The organism is Acinetobacter sp. CIP-A165, from assembly GCF_000367985.1.
Lineage (GTDB): Bacteria > Pseudomonadota > Gammaproteobacteria > Pseudomonadales > Moraxellaceae > Acinetobacter.
On the sequence record NZ_KB849202.1, the window covers coordinates 1,447,244 to 1,463,359 of the forward strand.

General features: G+C 38.2%; 14 protein-coding genes. 5 read left to right on the forward strand and 9 right to left on the reverse strand.

Annotated features, from left to right (window positions below):
* Positions 1-19: 19 nt before the first annotated feature.
* The 5 genes from F991_RS12360 to F991_RS12380 all read right to left on the reverse strand — a co-directional run bounded on the left by F991_RS12360 (position 20) and on the right by F991_RS12380 (position 7,005).
* Positions 20-1,219 (reverse strand): SAM-dependent methyltransferase, encoded by a 1,200-nt coding sequence (locus tag F991_RS12360; protein ID WP_004671810.1) that lies wholly within the window; start codon positions 1,217-1,219, stop codon positions 20-22.
* Positions 1,194-2,009, reverse strand: a complete 816-nt coding sequence (locus tag F991_RS12365; RefSeq protein WP_004671812.1) for a DUF1365 domain-containing protein — start codon at positions 2,007-2,009, stop codon at positions 1,194-1,196. Before F991_RS12365 ends, F991_RS12360 begins: the two co-directional genes overlap by 26 nt.
* A gap of 16 nt (positions 2,010-2,025) precedes the next feature.
* The gene (locus tag F991_RS12370) at positions 2,026-3,300 is read right to left on the reverse strand and encodes an NAD(P)/FAD-dependent oxidoreductase (RefSeq protein ID WP_004671814.1); all 1,275 of its coding nucleotides are present in this window, start codon (positions 3,298-3,300) and stop codon (positions 2,026-2,028) included.
* Positions 3,300-4,286, reverse strand: coding sequence for an acyl-CoA desaturase (locus tag F991_RS12375; protein ID WP_004671815.1), 987 nt, complete (start codon positions 4,284-4,286; stop codon positions 3,300-3,302). The genes F991_RS12370 and F991_RS12375 overlap by 1 nt, the downstream gene beginning before the upstream one ends.
* Positions 4,287-4,539: 253 nt before the next feature.
* Positions 4,540-7,005 carry an acyl-CoA dehydrogenase gene (locus tag F991_RS12380; protein ID WP_004671818.1) on the reverse strand — a complete coding sequence of 822 codons (2,466 nt, stop codon included), beginning with the start codon at positions 7,003-7,005 and terminating at the stop codon, positions 4,540-4,542.
* Positions 7,006-7,695: 690 nt separating this feature from the next.
* Here F991_RS12380 and F991_RS12385 point away from each other — a divergent pair.
* Positions 7,696-8,664, forward strand: a complete 969-nt coding sequence (locus F991_RS12385; RefSeq protein WP_014538385.1) for an IS30 family transposase — start codon at positions 7,696-7,698, stop codon at positions 8,662-8,664.
* A gap of 187 nt (positions 8,665-8,851) precedes the next feature.
* Here the strand turns inward: F991_RS12385 and zigA are convergent, their stop codons facing one another.
* The 3 genes from zigA to F991_RS12400 are packed head-to-tail and all read right to left on the reverse strand — an operon-like array spanning position 8,852 to position 11,209.
* Positions 8,852-10,075 carry a zinc metallochaperone GTPase ZigA gene (gene zigA / locus F991_RS12390; RefSeq protein ID WP_004671819.1) on the reverse strand — a complete coding sequence of 408 codons (1,224 nt, stop codon included), beginning with the start codon at positions 10,073-10,075 and terminating at the stop codon, positions 8,852-8,854.
* Positions 10,076-10,090: 15 nt separating this feature from the next.
* Positions 10,091-10,489 (reverse strand): transcriptional repressor, encoded by a 399-nt coding sequence (locus F991_RS17755; RefSeq protein ID WP_004671820.1) that lies wholly within the window; start codon positions 10,487-10,489, stop codon positions 10,091-10,093.
* A gap of 6 nt (positions 10,490-10,495) precedes the next feature.
* Complete coding sequence (locus F991_RS12400) at positions 10,496-11,209, reverse strand: D-Ala-D-Ala carboxypeptidase family metallohydrolase (protein WP_004671821.1); 714 nt, start codon at positions 11,207-11,209, stop codon at positions 10,496-10,498.
* A gap of 110 nt (positions 11,210-11,319) precedes the next feature.
* Between F991_RS12400 and folE2 the strand changes: the two genes are divergently transcribed.
* From folE2 to F991_RS12420, 4 genes are read left to right on the forward strand one after another with little or no spacing between them, the layout of a single operon-like run.
* Entirely contained in the window at positions 11,320-12,222 is a 903-nt protein-coding gene (gene folE2, locus F991_RS12405; protein WP_004671822.1) for a GTP cyclohydrolase FolE2, read from the forward strand.
* Complete coding sequence (gene hisI, locus F991_RS12410; protein ID WP_034595567.1) at positions 12,216-12,635, forward strand: phosphoribosyl-AMP cyclohydrolase; 420 nt, start codon at positions 12,216-12,218, stop codon at positions 12,633-12,635. Before folE2 ends, hisI begins: the two co-directional genes overlap by 7 nt.
* Before the next feature lie 21 nt (positions 12,636-12,656).
* Complete coding sequence (locus F991_RS12415; protein ID WP_004671825.1) at positions 12,657-13,217, forward strand: gamma carbonic anhydrase family protein; 561 nt, start codon at positions 12,657-12,659, stop codon at positions 13,215-13,217.
* Positions 13,207-14,562 carry a dihydroorotase gene (locus F991_RS12420; RefSeq protein WP_004671826.1) on the forward strand — a complete coding sequence of 452 codons (1,356 nt, stop codon included), beginning with the start codon at positions 13,207-13,209 and terminating at the stop codon, positions 14,560-14,562. The genes F991_RS12415 and F991_RS12420 overlap by 11 nt, the downstream gene beginning before the upstream one ends.
* 406 nt (positions 14,563-14,968) lie before the next feature.
* Here F991_RS12420 and F991_RS12425 read toward each other — a convergent pair whose 3' ends face one another.
* Complete coding sequence (locus F991_RS12425; RefSeq protein WP_004671827.1) at positions 14,969-15,943, reverse strand: tetratricopeptide repeat protein; 975 nt, start codon at positions 15,941-15,943, stop codon at positions 14,969-14,971.
* Positions 15,944-16,116 lie beyond the last annotated feature (173 nt).

A 16,116-nucleotide genomic window follows, 5' to 3' on the forward strand; every position in this document is an offset into this window, starting at 1 on the left:
GCATCAAATAAGTGACTTATTAATACGGACTTGCTTCAAATAAGAGATGCACATCACTGATCACCCCTTCTTTAAAGCCGCCTTCGCAATAACAAAGATAGAAATCCCACATTCGAATAAAGTTTTCATCAAAACCTAGCGCTAAAACTTGCGCTTTGGCATTTAAAAACCGCTCCCGCCATTGATGAATGGTTTCCGCATAGCTCAAACCAATATCTTCAAGATGTTTTAAACGTAACTGTTGTTCAGATGCAGCTTGGGTCAACACACTGATACACGGAATAAAACTGCCAGGGAAAATATAGCGTTTAATATAATCCACGGTATGCAACGCTTTTTTATAACGTGCGTCTTCAATCGTGATCGCTTGAATCAAGCCCAAGCCATTGGGTTTTAATAAAGATCTACATTTATTAAAATAGGTCGATAAATATTGCTCGCCCACCGCTTCGATCATCTCGATAGAGACTAATTTGTCGAACTTACCTTCCAATAAACGATAGTCTTTAAGTTGAACATCTACACGGTGGCTCAAGCCAGCATCTGCAATGCGTTTGGTTGCTTCGTCATATTGAGCTTGTGAAATAGTAATGGTGGTGACTTTACAACCGTAGTTTTGCGCGGCATAAATTGCAAAACCACCCCAACCACTTCCAATCTCAACCAAATGATCCATCGGCTTGAGTTGTAGTTTTTGGCAGATCAACTCTTTTTTATAGTCTGAAGCTTGTTCTAAAGTCATGTCCTTGTGCTGATACACTGCACTGGAATACATCATTGAAGAATCGAGAAATAACTTAAAGAAATCATTGCTCAGATCATAGTGTTCAGCAATATTTTTACGGCTGCCTGTGAGTGAGTTTTTACGGGTTTTGTACCACGCTTTTAACGCCAGTTGACTCACTTGAGAAATGACATTTTGGTTGATTTTGTCTAGCACATGACGATTTCTCGCCAATATCTGAATCACTTCCACTAGATGCTCACTGCTCCAATAGCCTTGAATATAACCTTCAGCCGCGCCGAGCACACCATTTTTAAAAATGAGATTGATTAACTCTTTATTATGAACCTCTATCGTCGCTTCTAAATCTGAAACCTCACCAACAGTGCCATTCCATTCTCCACGAAAATGAATTTGACCATGACGAAGTTTAAGCAAGCTTCGTAGAACCAAAGGCAGTGAATCGTGTTCACCGAAAATTAGCGTTTTCATCATGTTGTTTTAAATCCTTATCTTTTTTAGGATGCCGATAAAAAGGAACTTTCTTTCGCCACAGATGAAATGCTTGTATATAAATTGAAGCTAACATCTTGAAAGGTTCGAAGGCATGATGAATAGCATATCGATTGAGCTGTGAAGGAAGTGTGATGTTCACCAAGTTGAAGCGCATCGTTGCATCAAAAATCATTTTTTGCGACTGATACAGTTGCATATGAATGACATGCTGCACGTCAGAAAAACTAAACTTCCATTTATATTGAATGTCCATTGGCATAAATGGGGAAACATGGAAACTTTTCTCAAACTCGAACTCTACCGCCTCATATTGGCTATGGTTTTGGAATTTATGTCGGCAATCATGTACATAGACTTTCCGTTCATTCCACGGCGTATTGCTAATCTCAGTTAATATAAAAATAGGTTGTTGCTGCTGATTGAGAACAAAATAAAACACCACCGAATTAAAACTAAAACCAAGCGTTCGCGGTAAAGCCAATACACGAATTTCTGCTTGAGCTGACAAAATGGTATCGGCTTGCTGCAACAGGATTTTTTTTATTTTCTGTCTGATTGTCCCTGTGTGCTCTCGAAGAAAATCATCTTCATAAATATTTAAGATATTCCAGCGACGTGTAGAACACAGCCATGATTTGCCCAAATTTTCCGTTATTTGATCGGGATCAAAGCATAGATAACTCAACGATGCCTCGAAGTGATGTAGTTTGGGCGCAAAACGGCGATGCCTGATTTTTGCTTTTGCGATAGAAAGTGAATCATTAAACATATCATCACTCCCAATATCAATCAGATATCTTCAGTAAAGGTTCGACTACACGTTCAGCACTACTTGCTCCGTCCTCATGGAATCCCCATCCCCAATACGCACCACAAAAGGAACTGCGATTTTTGCCATTTAGTTCATACCAACGCGCTTGTGCTTGGATTGCTTTTTTGTCAAATACAGGATGTCGATAATGACGTTCGACATAAATCTTGTTTTTTGCAATTGGCATATTCGGATTGAGTGTCGAGAATACCTGTGTTTTGCACGGCAGCTTCTGCAAACTGTTCATCCAATAGGTAAATCCATAATGCACATTATTCACTTTAGATTTTGTATTAGACTGATCTTGAGCTGTCACATGCACATGCCAACTCGCCCACTGTGATCGACGTTTTGGCATGATCGAGCTGTCACTGTGCACGACCATAAAATTATCTTGATAATCGAAACAGCCTAATATATCTCGCTCAATTGCCGAAGGATTTCGGATCAGCTTTAAAGTGTCATCCGCGTGACTAGCAAACACAACCCAGTCAAAAGTTTCCTGATCTTTTTCGGTAATAATCGTAACGGAATCATCAGCACGTATTACCTGTTGCACTGGGGCATTCTTCCACTGTATGGAAGGACAAGCCGCTCGAATTGCGTGAATATAAGATGCCGACCCACCTTTTACCGTCTGCCATTGCGGTCGATCTTTTAATTGCAACATACGGTGGTGTTGAAAAAAACTCACCACAAACTTATAAGGGATTTTGCCCACTTGATCGACAGGACTTGACCAAAGTGCGCCACACATTGGATATAGATGTTCGTGTCTAAACACCTGCGAATAATCATTTCTATTTAAATAGTCTTCAATTGTTAAATCAGCATCACACTCATCTACCGAAACATCTTTATTGTCCTGATAAAAACGAATTAAATCAGACAACATGATCCGAAAGTTTTTATTTAAAAAGTTGTGTGGTCTGGTCAATAGTGACCATTTTTTTGAAGGGTTGTACTGTAGCCCTGTCACCTGATTATTAACTGAAAAACTCATATCACTGCTTTGAGCTTTTACTTGCAATTCAGCAATCATGGCACTGAATAAGGGATAGTTATAATCATTAAACACAATAAAACCGCTATCAACCGCCACGTTTTTATCATCAATCGATAAATCATGCGTATCAGTATGACCACCAAAATAATTTTCTTTCTCAAAGATAGTGACTTGATGCTGTTTAGATAATTTCCACGCAGCATACATGCCTGAAATACCAGAGCCTACGATTGCAATCTTCATCAAGACTCCTTGCTATGAATTTTATTTGAGTTCATTTTGAATTTTTTGAGTTGGCTTTTACGTGCAGTGTAAATACGTTGTGGCACAGGCTTTATTCCCCATATCAGTCCCAGCCAAGACATGACTTTTAAAAGATAATAGGTAATATCTATTTGCCACCAAAAGAAACCCTGTCTGGTACTACCTGCATAATAGTGGTGGTTGTTATGCCATCCCTCACCTAATGTGATAATGGATAAGAATAGATTATTTCGACTATTGTCTGGGGTTTCAAAGTCCCGACTGCCATAGAGGTGCGCAAGCGAATTGATACATAAAGTCGCATGGATCAACAAAACAGTTGAAACAACAAAACCCCAAACCAGCAACTGTAAACCCGATGTACCGAAGCTTGGATAAGCACCGGCTAACCACTCACCAAAACCGTAAATGGCCAAAGCCGTGATCAACACCACAGGCAAACTAAACCGATCTAGCCACACAATCTCAGGAAATTTAAGCCAGTCTTTGATCACTTCTTTACGGGTAGAAAAATTCTGCTCATTTAAAAACCAACCCACATGACTGTACCAAAACCCATGTTTTGATGAATGTGGATCATGATCCGTATCGGTATATCGATGGTGATAACGATGATGTGCCGCCCACCATAGTGGACCACGTTGAGCGCTCATTGTGCCAATCAGCACAAAAATAAATTGTACAACTCGAGAGGTTTGAAATGTCTTATGCGATAGATAACGATGGAAGAATGCGGTAATCGCAAACATTCGAATAAAATAAAATATCAGCATGAAAAACACAGCAAACCATGAGACGCCGACCCAAAATACGGCTAAACACGCAAGATGCAATATGATAAATGGTAGAATTCTGAGCCACTGAATTTTCGGATCTTTTGAGGTTTTTGAAGTATCAAACTCATTTGTCTCGGAAGTATGCGTTATCGACCAACTGTCTATCCATCGCAGAAAAAATTTAAGCATTGATTCTTCCTGACCCATCTCTTTTTTATAGTTTTGATTTTAGTTAATTTGACATGAAATTTATGTGAAGCTCGAACGCAATTGATTAAGCTACTCAATGCATCATAGTATAAAATTATTGAATAAGCATATATTTTTGTTGATTTTTTATAAGAACAAACAAGATTGATTTAGACGAAGTATTGAAAAAACAGAATTGGTAAATAAAAAAGCGAGTCATACATAACTCGCTTTTCTACACTTCTATCTTTTATTAACTTTTTAGATGAGGATTTTCTGGGATCAAATCATTTTCTAAATGCTCATCAAAGATATCGGTCAGCATGCTGTCATAGCGTTTTGCGTTGTATTGCAAGAGCTTTTCTGCTTCGCCTGAGTCAATGAAACCAACCGATACTGCATCCGCAATGTGCTCTTCGAAAGTAAGCCCTTTAAACTGATCTTTGGATTCAGCTTTTTTAAACTTATTCCATAGGGGTTGCACAGTGAGCAGCATTTGGAATGTTGACTCCATTCTTCCCATCACATCATTTTCTTCAGTTGTATAATAAACATGTTTTTTCAACTCTTCTCGGAACGCATGTTCCTGTAAAAGTAATTGAGCAACATCTTGTTTAAGTTGATCAGAAGGTTTTGAAATAGGTCGACCAAATGGGAAACAAATCAATTTCACCAACTGAGCTGCTATCTTGACTGGAAAATTCTCGTAAAATCCGAAAAATGCTTCTTGTGCATTATATAACGCTTTATTTAGTGCCAATTCTGCATGCTTCTGTTCAGCCTCAGTTCGTTGACCATTTTCATAATATTTTAAAATCGCAGTTGCGATGAATAAATAAGAATGGATATCAGCCAAACGTCCTGAAAGCATTTCTTTACGTTTTAAATCCCCCGCCAAAATACCGAGAGCCATATCTGCTGTCAAGGCAAAATCTGCACTCATACGGTTGATGATGCTGTAGTAAGGTTTTGAAAATTGATCAGACTGTTTAGAACCATGATCTGAGCCACCTGTGATGCCAAATGCAACTGCTTTTGCTGCACGGTTGAATGTATAAGCAAGGTGTTTAAACAATAGTGGATTAAATTGTTTTAAGGCAGATGCTTTATCTTCCGATTGCAACAGCTGTAACTCTTCGAATAAATAGGGATGACAGCGCATCGAACCTTGACCAAAAATCATCAAAGAACGTGTCAGAATATTGGCGCCCTCAACTGTAATCGCAACTGGAATTGATTGATAAGTCAACGCAAGGAAATTACGCGGCCCAAGTTGAATTGCACGTCCACCTACAACGTCCATGCCATGATTAATGACTTTTCTCATCGCTTCAGTGGCATAGTACTTCGCCATCGCGGTCATTACTGCGGGTGTTCCGCCTTGGTTCAAACCACAGGTTACTAAGTAGCGGAATGACTCCAGCATATAAGCATCACTGGCGATATCGCTGGTCGCTTCTTGCACACCTTCGAACTGCCCAACAGACACTTTGAACTGCTGACGAACACTGGCAAAAGCACCGACCAACAGATAACTCATTTCACCCGCAGCCGTTGCCAATGCAGGCAGTGAAATACCACGACCGACACCTAAACATTCCATCAGCATGCGCCAGCCTTTACCTGCATTTTGCTGACCACCAATAATCCAATCAATCGGGATAAAAATATCTGTCCCTTCAACCGTACCATTCATAAATGGTGCACCGGGATTGTGTCTTGCTCCAATTTTTATGCCTTCGTGACTTGCAGGAATTAAGGCACAGGTAATGCCATATTCGCCTTTGCTTTTGTCCCCTAACAAGCCATCTGGATCATGGAGTTTAAACGCCAAACCAATAACAGTTGCAATCGGTGCAAGTGTGATCCAGCGCTTGGAAAAATTCATTTTCAGACCAAGGACTTCTTGACCTTGATATGTTCCATAACACACCACACCTGTATCTGGAATCGCGCCCGCATCTGAACCCGCTTCTGGACTGGTTAAACCAAAACATGGTACTTCCGTTCCGTTTGCTAAACCGGGCAAATAACGCTGCTTCTGTGCTTCAGTTCCATAATGCAGCAACAACTCACCGGGACCCAGTGAATTTGGAACCATACAACTCACGGCAGCAGTCAATGAACGCGAAGCAATTTTGCTCATAATTCGGCTTTGTGCAAAAGGTGAGAATTCTTTGCCCCCAAATGACTTGGGAATAATTAACCCTAAAAAACCTTTATCTTTGACGAATTGCCAAACTTCAGGCGGCAAGTCTTTATCATGGTGATGAATTTTCCATTCATCTAGCATTGAGCACAATTGCTGCACTTCATTATCTATAAATGATTGTTCTTCTACTGAGAGCTGAGGATAAGGATACTCATCAAATTTTTCCCAGTCGGGAGAACCCATGAATAATTCCTTTTCCCACCAGCTTGTGCCTGCTTCTAACGCCTCTCTTTCTGTGCTGCTCATACTTGGCATCGCCTTGGAGAGTATGTTGAAAGCGGGACGACTAATAAGGGCTTCACACAAGGGAGGAATGAGTAAAATCACACTCATTATGATGATCGGTAATCCAATCAATAAACTCCACGGTGTGATAAAAACACTACACAGGATAGCGATGAGAATAGAAAGAATACTACCGGTTGTTCGATTGAGTTCGAAATAAAATACAGCCCACAGTATAACAAACTGAATCAACAAGCTAAGCAATATCAATAGTAGAGTCATGGTTGCTCCTTTGCCTTGAACTTGAACTGAGAAAAATGAAGTCTAATTAATTAACGTTATGTTTGAATCTGGTCTTAAATGAGTAAAATCGAATTTAGTCTTAAGTGAGTGAAGAAAGAGTGAAATTTTATTGTACAGAGAGTTTTTTTATTTTCCCTATAAGCTACCAAACATTACATAATTCTTGCAAAACAAAACCTAAGTAAAAAATAGTGATTATTTTAATAATTCATCTGTGATGTAATTTGAAATCAACAGATTTATTTAAAGCACAAACAAAAAAATATAATAAATAGATAGATGAACAATAACTGAAACCTATAGGTTCACTGGCGATAGCAATGAGAAATATCAACAAATAGCGACCGTTTGGAGCACGTCTCGCATCAATAAGGTCAATCACATTTAAAAAAAAATTATTATTTTCACAATAAATTATTCTATGACTAAATATATAATTTTTTTATTTAAAGAAAATACCAATAGAATTTTTTAGCCACCGTGAGCATATAAGTTAAATGAGATCATGTTATCCCAGTGCTTGATTTAAAGATCTAGGCATTGCCTACTACAAAATAGGGCAGAGTAAAACTTGAAGTGCGACATAAACCACCTAATTAATTTAAAGGGTTTATGGAGTATATAAAATTGTCATACCATCATCTTAACTTTGAAGATCGTACTGCATTAATGCTTGAGTCAAGAAAAGAAGGCTTTTCAGCCAGAAAATTTGCTGAACTCATTAAAAGACATCCTAGTACGATCTATCGTGAGCTTAAAAGAAATAGCATCAATGACGTTTATCAAGCTCGATATGCTTCTGATAACACCTTCGCTAGACGTAGACGTGGTCACAGAAAACTCAAAATCGATTCAATCCTCTGGAAATTTATTGTTGAAGCGATCCGTTGTTTATGGTCTCCTCAGCAAATAGCAAAGCGTTTAAAGACATTTCCTGATTTGGATCAAACAATGAATGTAAGCCATACAACGATTTATTCAACGATACGAGCATTACCAAAGGGTGAGTTGAAAAAAGACTTATTATCCTGTCTGCGTCATGAAAATAAAAAGCGAAAAGCTAACGGTGAACCTAAAAAAGATTCTATATTACAGGATATTAAAACTATTCATGAGCGCCCAGCCGAAGTTCAAGAAAGAAAAATACCGGGTCATTGGGAAGCTGATTTAATTAAAGGTAAAGACAATAAAAGTTCGATAGCAACACTTATTGAACGAAATACACGGCTCTGTATCTTGGCAACATTACCTGATGCAAAGGCAGAATCAGTGCGCAAGGCTTTAACTGAAGCTCTGAAATATTTACCTGCAGAACTGCGTAAAACGTTGACCTATGACCGTGGACGCGAGATGGCAGAACATAAAATACTTGAAGAAGATTTAGGCATAGATGTATATTTCTGTGACCCACATTCACCCTGGCAAAAAGGCACATGCGAAAATATGAATGGTTTAATTAGGCAATATTTACCTAAAGGGATTGATTTAAATCAGGCAGATCAGCATTATTTAAATCAAGTTGCCATGTCACTGAATACTCGTCCTAGAAAAGCGTTAGATTGGCTTACACCATTAGAGAAATTTGCTCAGCTTGTTGATTATCATAAGACTTTTCAAACTGTCGCACCTCATGTTTGAATTCGCCTAGCTTAAAACCTATCTGACTGCTCAGATAACCATTAAAACTTTAACACTGAGATATCACTATAGCTGGATAATAAAAACTAGAGTTCCCTATTTATGCAATTACATCTTTTAGAAAACTCTAGCTCGCAAACAGTTATAGATCGTAAACCACTTTCATCACTATTCAGACTCTTTGTATTTACTTAACGATCATATCCGCCCATTCAACAAACGGGTTATCAAACTTTTCCCATTCTTCTGCACCTAATGCCATTTCGTCATCAGTTAATAAACAAGCATCGAATTGTTGGATTAAATTTGATTCATCCATATCCATGCCAATCAATACGATTTCTTGACGTGCATCACCCGTTAACTCATCCCAGTTTTTCTCTATGGCTTCACGACTGGGTTGATCTTCAGGCCAATGCTCATCACCTACAGCCGCCCACCAATAACCTGCGACACCATGTCGCGCCATCGCGCCTGCCTGAGACCAAGTGCCTGCAAACTCAGGATTGGATGCCAACCAAAAGAAGCCTTTTGAGCGAATAACGCCTTTCCATTCTGAGTTTACAAAATCAAAAAAACGCTGTGGATGAAAAGGTTTTCTGGCACGATAAACAAAACTGCGAATGCCATATTCTTCTGTTTCAGGAGTATGCTCACCACTGAGCTCTTTTAGCCAACCCGGCGCTTGCGCCGCTTCATTAAAATCAAAGAGATTGGTATTTAATATACGATCTAAATTTACTTGGCCAAAAGCTGAAATTTCAATTTTTGCTCTCGGATTAAGTGAATGCAAAATTCCAAATAACTGTTCTTTTTCTTGAGCATTAATTAAATCAACTTTATTTAATACGATCACATCACAAAACTCGATTTGATCAATCAAAAGGTCAACCACATTTCGCCCATCTTCTTCACCCAGTGATTCACCACGCGATTGCAAACTGTCGAGTGAACTATAATCCTTTAAAAAATTATAAGCATCGACCACCGTGACCATGGTATCTAGACGAGCAAACTCACTCAGTGAAACGCCATTTTCATCTTCAAAAGTAAAAGTTTCAGCAACAGGTAATGGCTCGGAAATTCCTGTAGATTCAATTACCAGTTGATCGAAACGATTATCTTCAGCTAAGCGACGCACTTCAATAAGCAAATCTTCTCGCAAGGTACAACAGATACAACCATTACTCATTTCAACGAGCTTTTCATCAGTACGAGATAACTCTGCCCCGCCTTCACGAACTAAAGCGGCATCAATATTGACTTCTGACATATCATTCACGATCACGGCGATTTTTCTCCCTTCACGATTATTCAATATATGATTGAGTAACGTGGTTTTTCCTGCGCCTAAAAATCCTGATAATACGGTGACAGGAAGTTTAGATGGAGTGGCTAAAGAATGATTCATTGGCTTTCTCACTTTTTAAATTTGCTGGGCTTCATGTTTGGAAATACATGAAAAACATTGACCTAATACTTCTAAATATGGGTATTTAGGATTGAATCTTTTGGCTTTGATAGATGATTCCACGCAGTTTTTTAGTTGTGGAATAGCAAGGGTTTGTACTTTTTGGCATTCGGTACACACGGTAAATAATTGATAACTTGCTGTGAGTTCAGCTTGATTCAGAACATACATATTTAATGTATTGAGTTTTACGATGAGACATTGATCAGTGAGCTTTTTAAGAATTCGATAGATTTGGATGGGGGCTTGAAAACCATAGGGTTTTGCCTTTTCCAACAACTCGTAAGCACTCATGGCTTTGTTTTCTGCTTTTAATATCGCTAAAATATTTTGCTGAGCTATGGTTAATTTCATTGCGATTTACTCATTGTTATTATTAGAGAAATTATTGACACATGGCGATGAGGTATAACGATGATCGACACCCCATGTCCGATATCCCGATGCATCAATATGGATTTGTCCTGATGCATAAACACCTAAACCCATATTCAGTGCTGCGCCTTGATCTCGCCAAAACTGGCAAAGTTTAGTTTTTGTTTTCTCGATACGGATTTGTTCAATCGAATCTGGACTTTCACTGCCAATACGAAAATCGAGTGCCGCATTAAAGACGTGTTTAGATGCGCCCGCTCCGCCAGCACACTGATTTAAAGCATAGCTTCGATACACTGATGTCACCGTGAACTGATCAATCAGCTTTTGTTCTATCAATTGATTAAGAATATTCAAAGTTGGAACAATGTTCCTCCATAGTTCTCTCGGTGGAACTTCATATTCAGCATAATTGCATTTCTGCCAATCTCTCGCTGTCTGGAAAAATTCAAAATTTGGAATATAAGAAGAAATGCCCTGACGGTTTAAAAAACTCTTGTATGCCAAAATTTGTTGTTGATGATTCGCTTGGGCGATCCATTGGAGGTAAGAAGATGGAATACGCTTTTCTTGTAGAATAATTTTTGAAATAGCATGTTTCTGTTCAGTCTTTAATTCTGGATTCAACTGAGCAGCTTTATTCGGGTAATGACATGCAGAAAGACAGCAAATGAATCCGAGAAGATAGATTTTGTTCATTTTGATTCTTCAGAGTCTCTCAAGTTAAATTAACTACGCAGCGATCTTGTAGATGCTTGCTGTAATGTTATAACATAACAACAAGCATTACAACGTAAGCAAACAAACAAATGAATCTTGTTCTTCCAGATATATCTGCTGAATCTACCTTACCAAAAGCATATAGCCATTCCCTTGACTGGGTCGGTATGGAAAACATTGCGCTACCAGTACATATCGAAAATACACGTTGCCCAAGCCAAATCAACGCCTTTGTCAGCCTAGATGATCCTTTCACCAAAGGGATCCACATGTCACGCCTATATACCCGACTTTTAGAACTAACCAAAATCAGCAATCTCAGCCTATTTGATATCAAACATGTTTTAAAAGACTTCTTAGAAAGCCACAAAGCTTTATCTGAACATGCCAAAATCGAAATTCATAGTGAGCTTTATATCGAAAGACCCGCATTGATTAGTAATTTATCAGGCTGGAAAAGTTATCCTTTTGTGCTGTCTTGTCAACTTCTAAAGGATCAATTTGAAGCGAGATTAAAAGTCGAGATTCCTTATTCTTCGACTTGTCCTTGTTCCGCGGCGCTCGCTAGAAATATTATTCAACAACGATTTCAAACGGCATTGGCTAATCAAGAAATCAGTTTAGATCAGCAACAAATCGTGGACTGGCTCAATACCACGGACGCGATCGCAGCGACACCGCATAGCCAAAGAAGCTTTGCCATTCTAAATTTCAAACTCGATCAAAATATTAAACACATCCCTTTAATTTTATTCATTAATCAAGCTGAACAGTCACTCATGACAGCCGTGCAAACTGCGGTAAAACGTATTGATGAACAAGCATTTGCAGTCGCTAATGGTCAAAACCTTATGTTTTGTGAAGATGCATTAAGACGTTTATATAGCACATTTCTAAATCATCAAAATATCAAAGGCTTCAATTTTAAAGTCATTCATGCCGAAAGCCTGCATGCACATGACGCGGTGGCTCGGGGTTCATGGCAATGGTAAAACTGCCAATTTTTGAGCGCATGGAATACGGTGCCTTAGGACAAAAGTTTGATTTCAACAGTGTTTTTGAGCAGATCAAGTGGAATCAAGATGGCCTCATCCCTGCCATCACACAAGATCACCATACCAAAGATGTACTGATGATGGCTTGGGTCAATGCCGAATCTTTAATCGAAACATTGACAACAAACCAAGTGTGTTACTGGTCGCGCTCACGTAAATGTTTGTGGCGAAAAGGTGAAAGTTCAGGTCATCGGCAGCATTTGATTGAAGCCAGACTTGATTGTGATGGCGATAGCCTTTTGTTTCTGGTTAATCAAATCGGCCCTGCTTGCCACACCCAACGCCCCAACTGTTTTTATCTTGGTCTGAAAGATGATCAGGTCGAGATTTTAACCCAACCGATGATTTAACTTTTTTAAAGTGGTAATTCTATGCTTCGTAAAAATCCATCTGGTCATCTTCCTGTCATTGATCAATCTGCTTATGTCGATCAAACCGCGATTATTTGTGGGAAAGTGATTGTTCATGCCAATGTGTTTATTGGACCCTATGCGGTGATTCGAGCAGATGAAACTGATGAAAATGGAGAAATGGAACCGATTATTATCGGCGCAAACTCCAATATTCAAGATGGCGTTGTGATTCACTCCAAAGCTGGTGCAGCAGTGACAATTGGAGAAAACTCATCGATTGCACATCGTTCGATTATTCATGGTCCTTGTGAAATTGGTCACCATGTTTTTGTTGGTTTTAATAGCGTTTTATTCAACTGCAAAGTCGGTGATCATAGTGCGATTCGACACAATGCAGTGGTCGATGGGCGTGATTTACCGAGTCACTTTTATGTTCCTGCCATGAGCTATATCAATCCTAAAACCGATTTAAGCCAATATCCTCCTGTTGATGTTTCGATCAGTGAGTTTTCTGAAAGTGTGGTCAGCACCAATATCCATTTAGTCAAAGGTTATAAGGCGTTGCACAATGAGTTTTAAACAATTTCCCAAGATCATTATTCGCAATGCCAATCTAGTGAATGAAGATAAACAGTATATTGCAGACGTGCTGATTCAAGATGGACGAATCGAGAAAATCGCTAGCAATATCACAGGTATTTTCAATGCGAAAACCATTGATGCCAATGGTGCTTGGCTGATTCCTGGCATGATTGATGATCAAGTTCATTTTAGAGATCCTGGCTCACCGCAAAAAGGCTGTATCGCATCGGAATCTATGGCAGCAACGATTGGGGGCATTACCAGTTATATGGATATGCCCAATACCAATCCCGCGACATTGAACTTAGAAACCTTAGCGCAAAAAAAGCAGATTGCTGCACAACACAGCATGGCCAATTATGCATTTCATTTTGGTGTGAGTTCTGACAATTTAGACATTATTGAACAACTTGATCCAAAATTGGTCAGTGGCGTCAAAGTGTTTATGGGTGCATCAACTGGCAATATGCTAGTCGATGATCCTCAAATCCTTGAACGGTTGTTTGCCAATGTACCGACTATCTTATTGACCCATTGTGAATATACGCCTCGGATTAAAGAACAGGAAAAACTATATTTAGAAAAATATGGCGAAAATATTCCAGCAGCAATGCATCCTGAAATTCGAGATAAACAGGCCTGTTATGAAAGTTCACGACTGGCTGTTTCATTGGCTGAAAAATATGGAACGAAACTGCATGTTTTACATATTACAACTGCCAAAGAACTTTGCTTATTTAAAGACTTACCCTTGAATTTAAAGCATATTTCTGCTGAAGTTTGTATTCATCATCTCAGTTTTGATGATTCTGACTATGCTGCACTTGGACATTTAATTAAATGTAATCCAGCAATCAAAACCCAACAAGATAAAGAAGCGCTGATCAATGCAATATCAAACAGCAACCGTTTGGATATTATTGGGACAGACCATGCACCCCATACTTGGAATGAAAAACAGCAATCCTATATGAATGCGCCTTCAGGTCTGCCACTAGTGCAACATGCTGTGCCCTCATTGATGGAACTGGTTGCAGATGGATTGCTCAGCATCGAAACGATGGTGCGTAAGACATCTCATCAAGTTGCCGATTTATTCAAGATCAAAGACCGTGGTTATATTCGTGAAGGCTATTGGGCTGATCTCGTTTTACTTAGAGAAAATACGCAACGTATCGCTGTGAAAGATCAACGAAATTACATGAAGTGCAATTGGAGTCCTTTCCAGGATAAAACTTTCCGTTATGAGGTTGATACCACGATTGTTTCAGGACAACTTGCGTGGCATCAACAACAATTGTTTTTAAGTTGTCGAGGAAAAGCGCTAGAAATTGATCGATAGAAAGGATATTTGATTAAATTCCTAACTCGCTTGCTCTACAACTTTTAGTCCTGTTTCGGTCTGCTCAACGGCGTAAGTATTATATTGCCCCGTTGAAATTAGACCAAATTGAAGTTGGGTTCTTATAATTAAGAAAATCTCATTTCTCTCATCGATCAATACGGGATTGATGATTTGTAAGTTTTCTACAAATTGTTGTGCAAAAAAAGGATTATTTAGCTTTTCAGGGCGATTTATTTGAATATCAAAGAACTGAAATTCGTATCAGAAATTTGTTTAATATGAAGAATTTCTGGTTGCGTATTTTTGAGTTGCATATTCGTCATCTCATTATTCTGCTTTTTAGAGACAGCCGAAGATATTCCACTCACTAAACAAACAAGTACCGTTAAATAATATAAAAATCTTAATTTTTTTTCTTCAAATAATCCTCTTCGTCCATAATCTCCCATTTACTATTTGGGTCATCTACCGCAATTTTTATATTTCCCCCATTCTTTAAAATTCGAATATTTGCTTTAGCAACTTTTCCATCTAGTTCAAATAGTTTGCTTTGAGCTATCTCTAATCCAAGTTCACTTGCTAAAGTATAATAAGCATATGCAAGATTAAAATCCTGTTCTACTCCATCACCTTTTTCATATAATGAAGCTAAATTGTAAGCAGCGCGACGCTCTCTATTTTCTATTGCTTTTTTATACCAATATTCAGCTTGTATTTTATCTTTTTTTATATACACACCTTGCTCAAAGAAAACCCCTAAATTATATTGGGCTTCAGGATTACCCAGTTCAGCAGATTTTTCAGAAAAAACAAATGCTTTTTCATAGTTTTCTTGATCCAAATACATTTTTGACAAACCCTCATATGCCCGTGAAGGATTATCTTGGACTCCTAATAAATACCAACTCTCTGCTTTTTCAAAATCTGGTGATCGACCAAAATCCTTAATTCTATATAATTCTGCTAAGTTCAATTTAGCATCTTTGTTACCATACTTATTTGCTTCTAAAAAATATTCCTCAGCCTTCTGAAAATCCTTATATTTTCCTAAACCAGCAAAGTAAATCATGCCTAATGAGTTTATAGCTTCATGGTTATTGGATTTTTCAGCCTTTTCAAACCAATAGTAGGCTTTATCATAATTAGGCTTGATATTATCTAAACCATTTAGATAGACCCATCCCATTAGATTCTCTTTTTCATCTAAAGATAGATCTTTTAAATTCAAAATTTCACACTGCTTACTGCTACTTCCTGCTAATTTACACTCTTCCTCGAGCGTAGGGAACTTGTCCTGTTTATTCAAATTTGTACAAGCAATTAAGCTACATACGACAACGCTTATAGCGGAAATAAACAGAACTTTATTTTTGAGCATTATTATGCTATCTCTTATAAATTACAGAAAATTATTTGAATACTTACTAGACTTCCGTCATAAATCAAAAAACGTACAATTTATTTGATCTTAAATTAATCAGCAAAATTATTTAATTCAAGAGATAATCCTTGGATGAAATTCAAAGATATTCAAAAATTATCAAACGTTAA

Bases quoted from the DNA above. Each gene is read 5' to 3' on its own strand.
- zigA (WP_004671819.1), bottom strand. From the start codon at position 10,075: ATGAATCATTCTTTAGCCACTCCATCTAAACTTCCTGTCACCGTATTA.
- F991_RS12415 (WP_004671825.1), top strand. From the start codon at position 12,657: ATGCTTCGTAAAAATCCATCTGGTCATCTTCCTGTCATTGATCAATCT.
- F991_RS12360 (WP_004671810.1), bottom strand. From the start codon at position 1,219: ATGATGAAAACGCTAATTTTCGGTGAACACGATTCACTGCCTTTGGTT.
- F991_RS12375 (WP_004671815.1), bottom strand. From the start codon at position 4,286: ATGCTTAAATTTTTTCTGCGATGGATAGACAGTTGGTCGATAACGCAT.
- F991_RS12425 (WP_004671827.1), bottom strand. From the start codon at position 15,943: ATGCTCAAAAATAAAGTTCTGTTTATTTCCGCTATAAGCGTTGTCGTA.
- folE2 (WP_004671822.1), top strand. From the start codon at position 11,320: ATGAATCTTGTTCTTCCAGATATATCTGCTGAATCTACCTTACCAAAA.
- F991_RS12400 (WP_004671821.1), bottom strand. From the start codon at position 11,209: ATGAACAAAATCTATCTTCTCGGATTCATTTGCTGTCTTTCTGCATGT.
- F991_RS12420 (WP_004671826.1), top strand. From the start codon at position 13,207: ATGAGTTTTAAACAATTTCCCAAGATCATTATTCGCAATGCCAATCTA.
- hisI (WP_034595567.1), top strand. From the start codon at position 12,216: ATGGTAAAACTGCCAATTTTTGAGCGCATGGAATACGGTGCCTTAGGA.
- F991_RS12380 (WP_004671818.1), bottom strand. From the start codon at position 7,005: ATGACTCTACTATTGATATTGCTTAGCTTGTTGATTCAGTTTGTTATA.
- F991_RS17755 (WP_004671820.1), bottom strand. From the start codon at position 10,489: ATGAAATTAACCATAGCTCAGCAAAATATTTTAGCGATATTAAAAGCA.
- F991_RS12385 (WP_014538385.1), top strand. From the start codon at position 7,696: ATGCTTGAGTCAAGAAAAGAAGGCTTTTCAGCCAGAAAATTTGCTGAA.
- F991_RS12365 (WP_004671812.1), bottom strand. From the start codon at position 2,009: ATGTTTAATGATTCACTTTCTATCGCAAAAGCAAAAATCAGGCATCGC.
- F991_RS12370 (WP_004671814.1), bottom strand. From the start codon at position 3,300: ATGAAGATTGCAATCGTAGGCTCTGGTATTTCAGGCATGTATGCTGCG.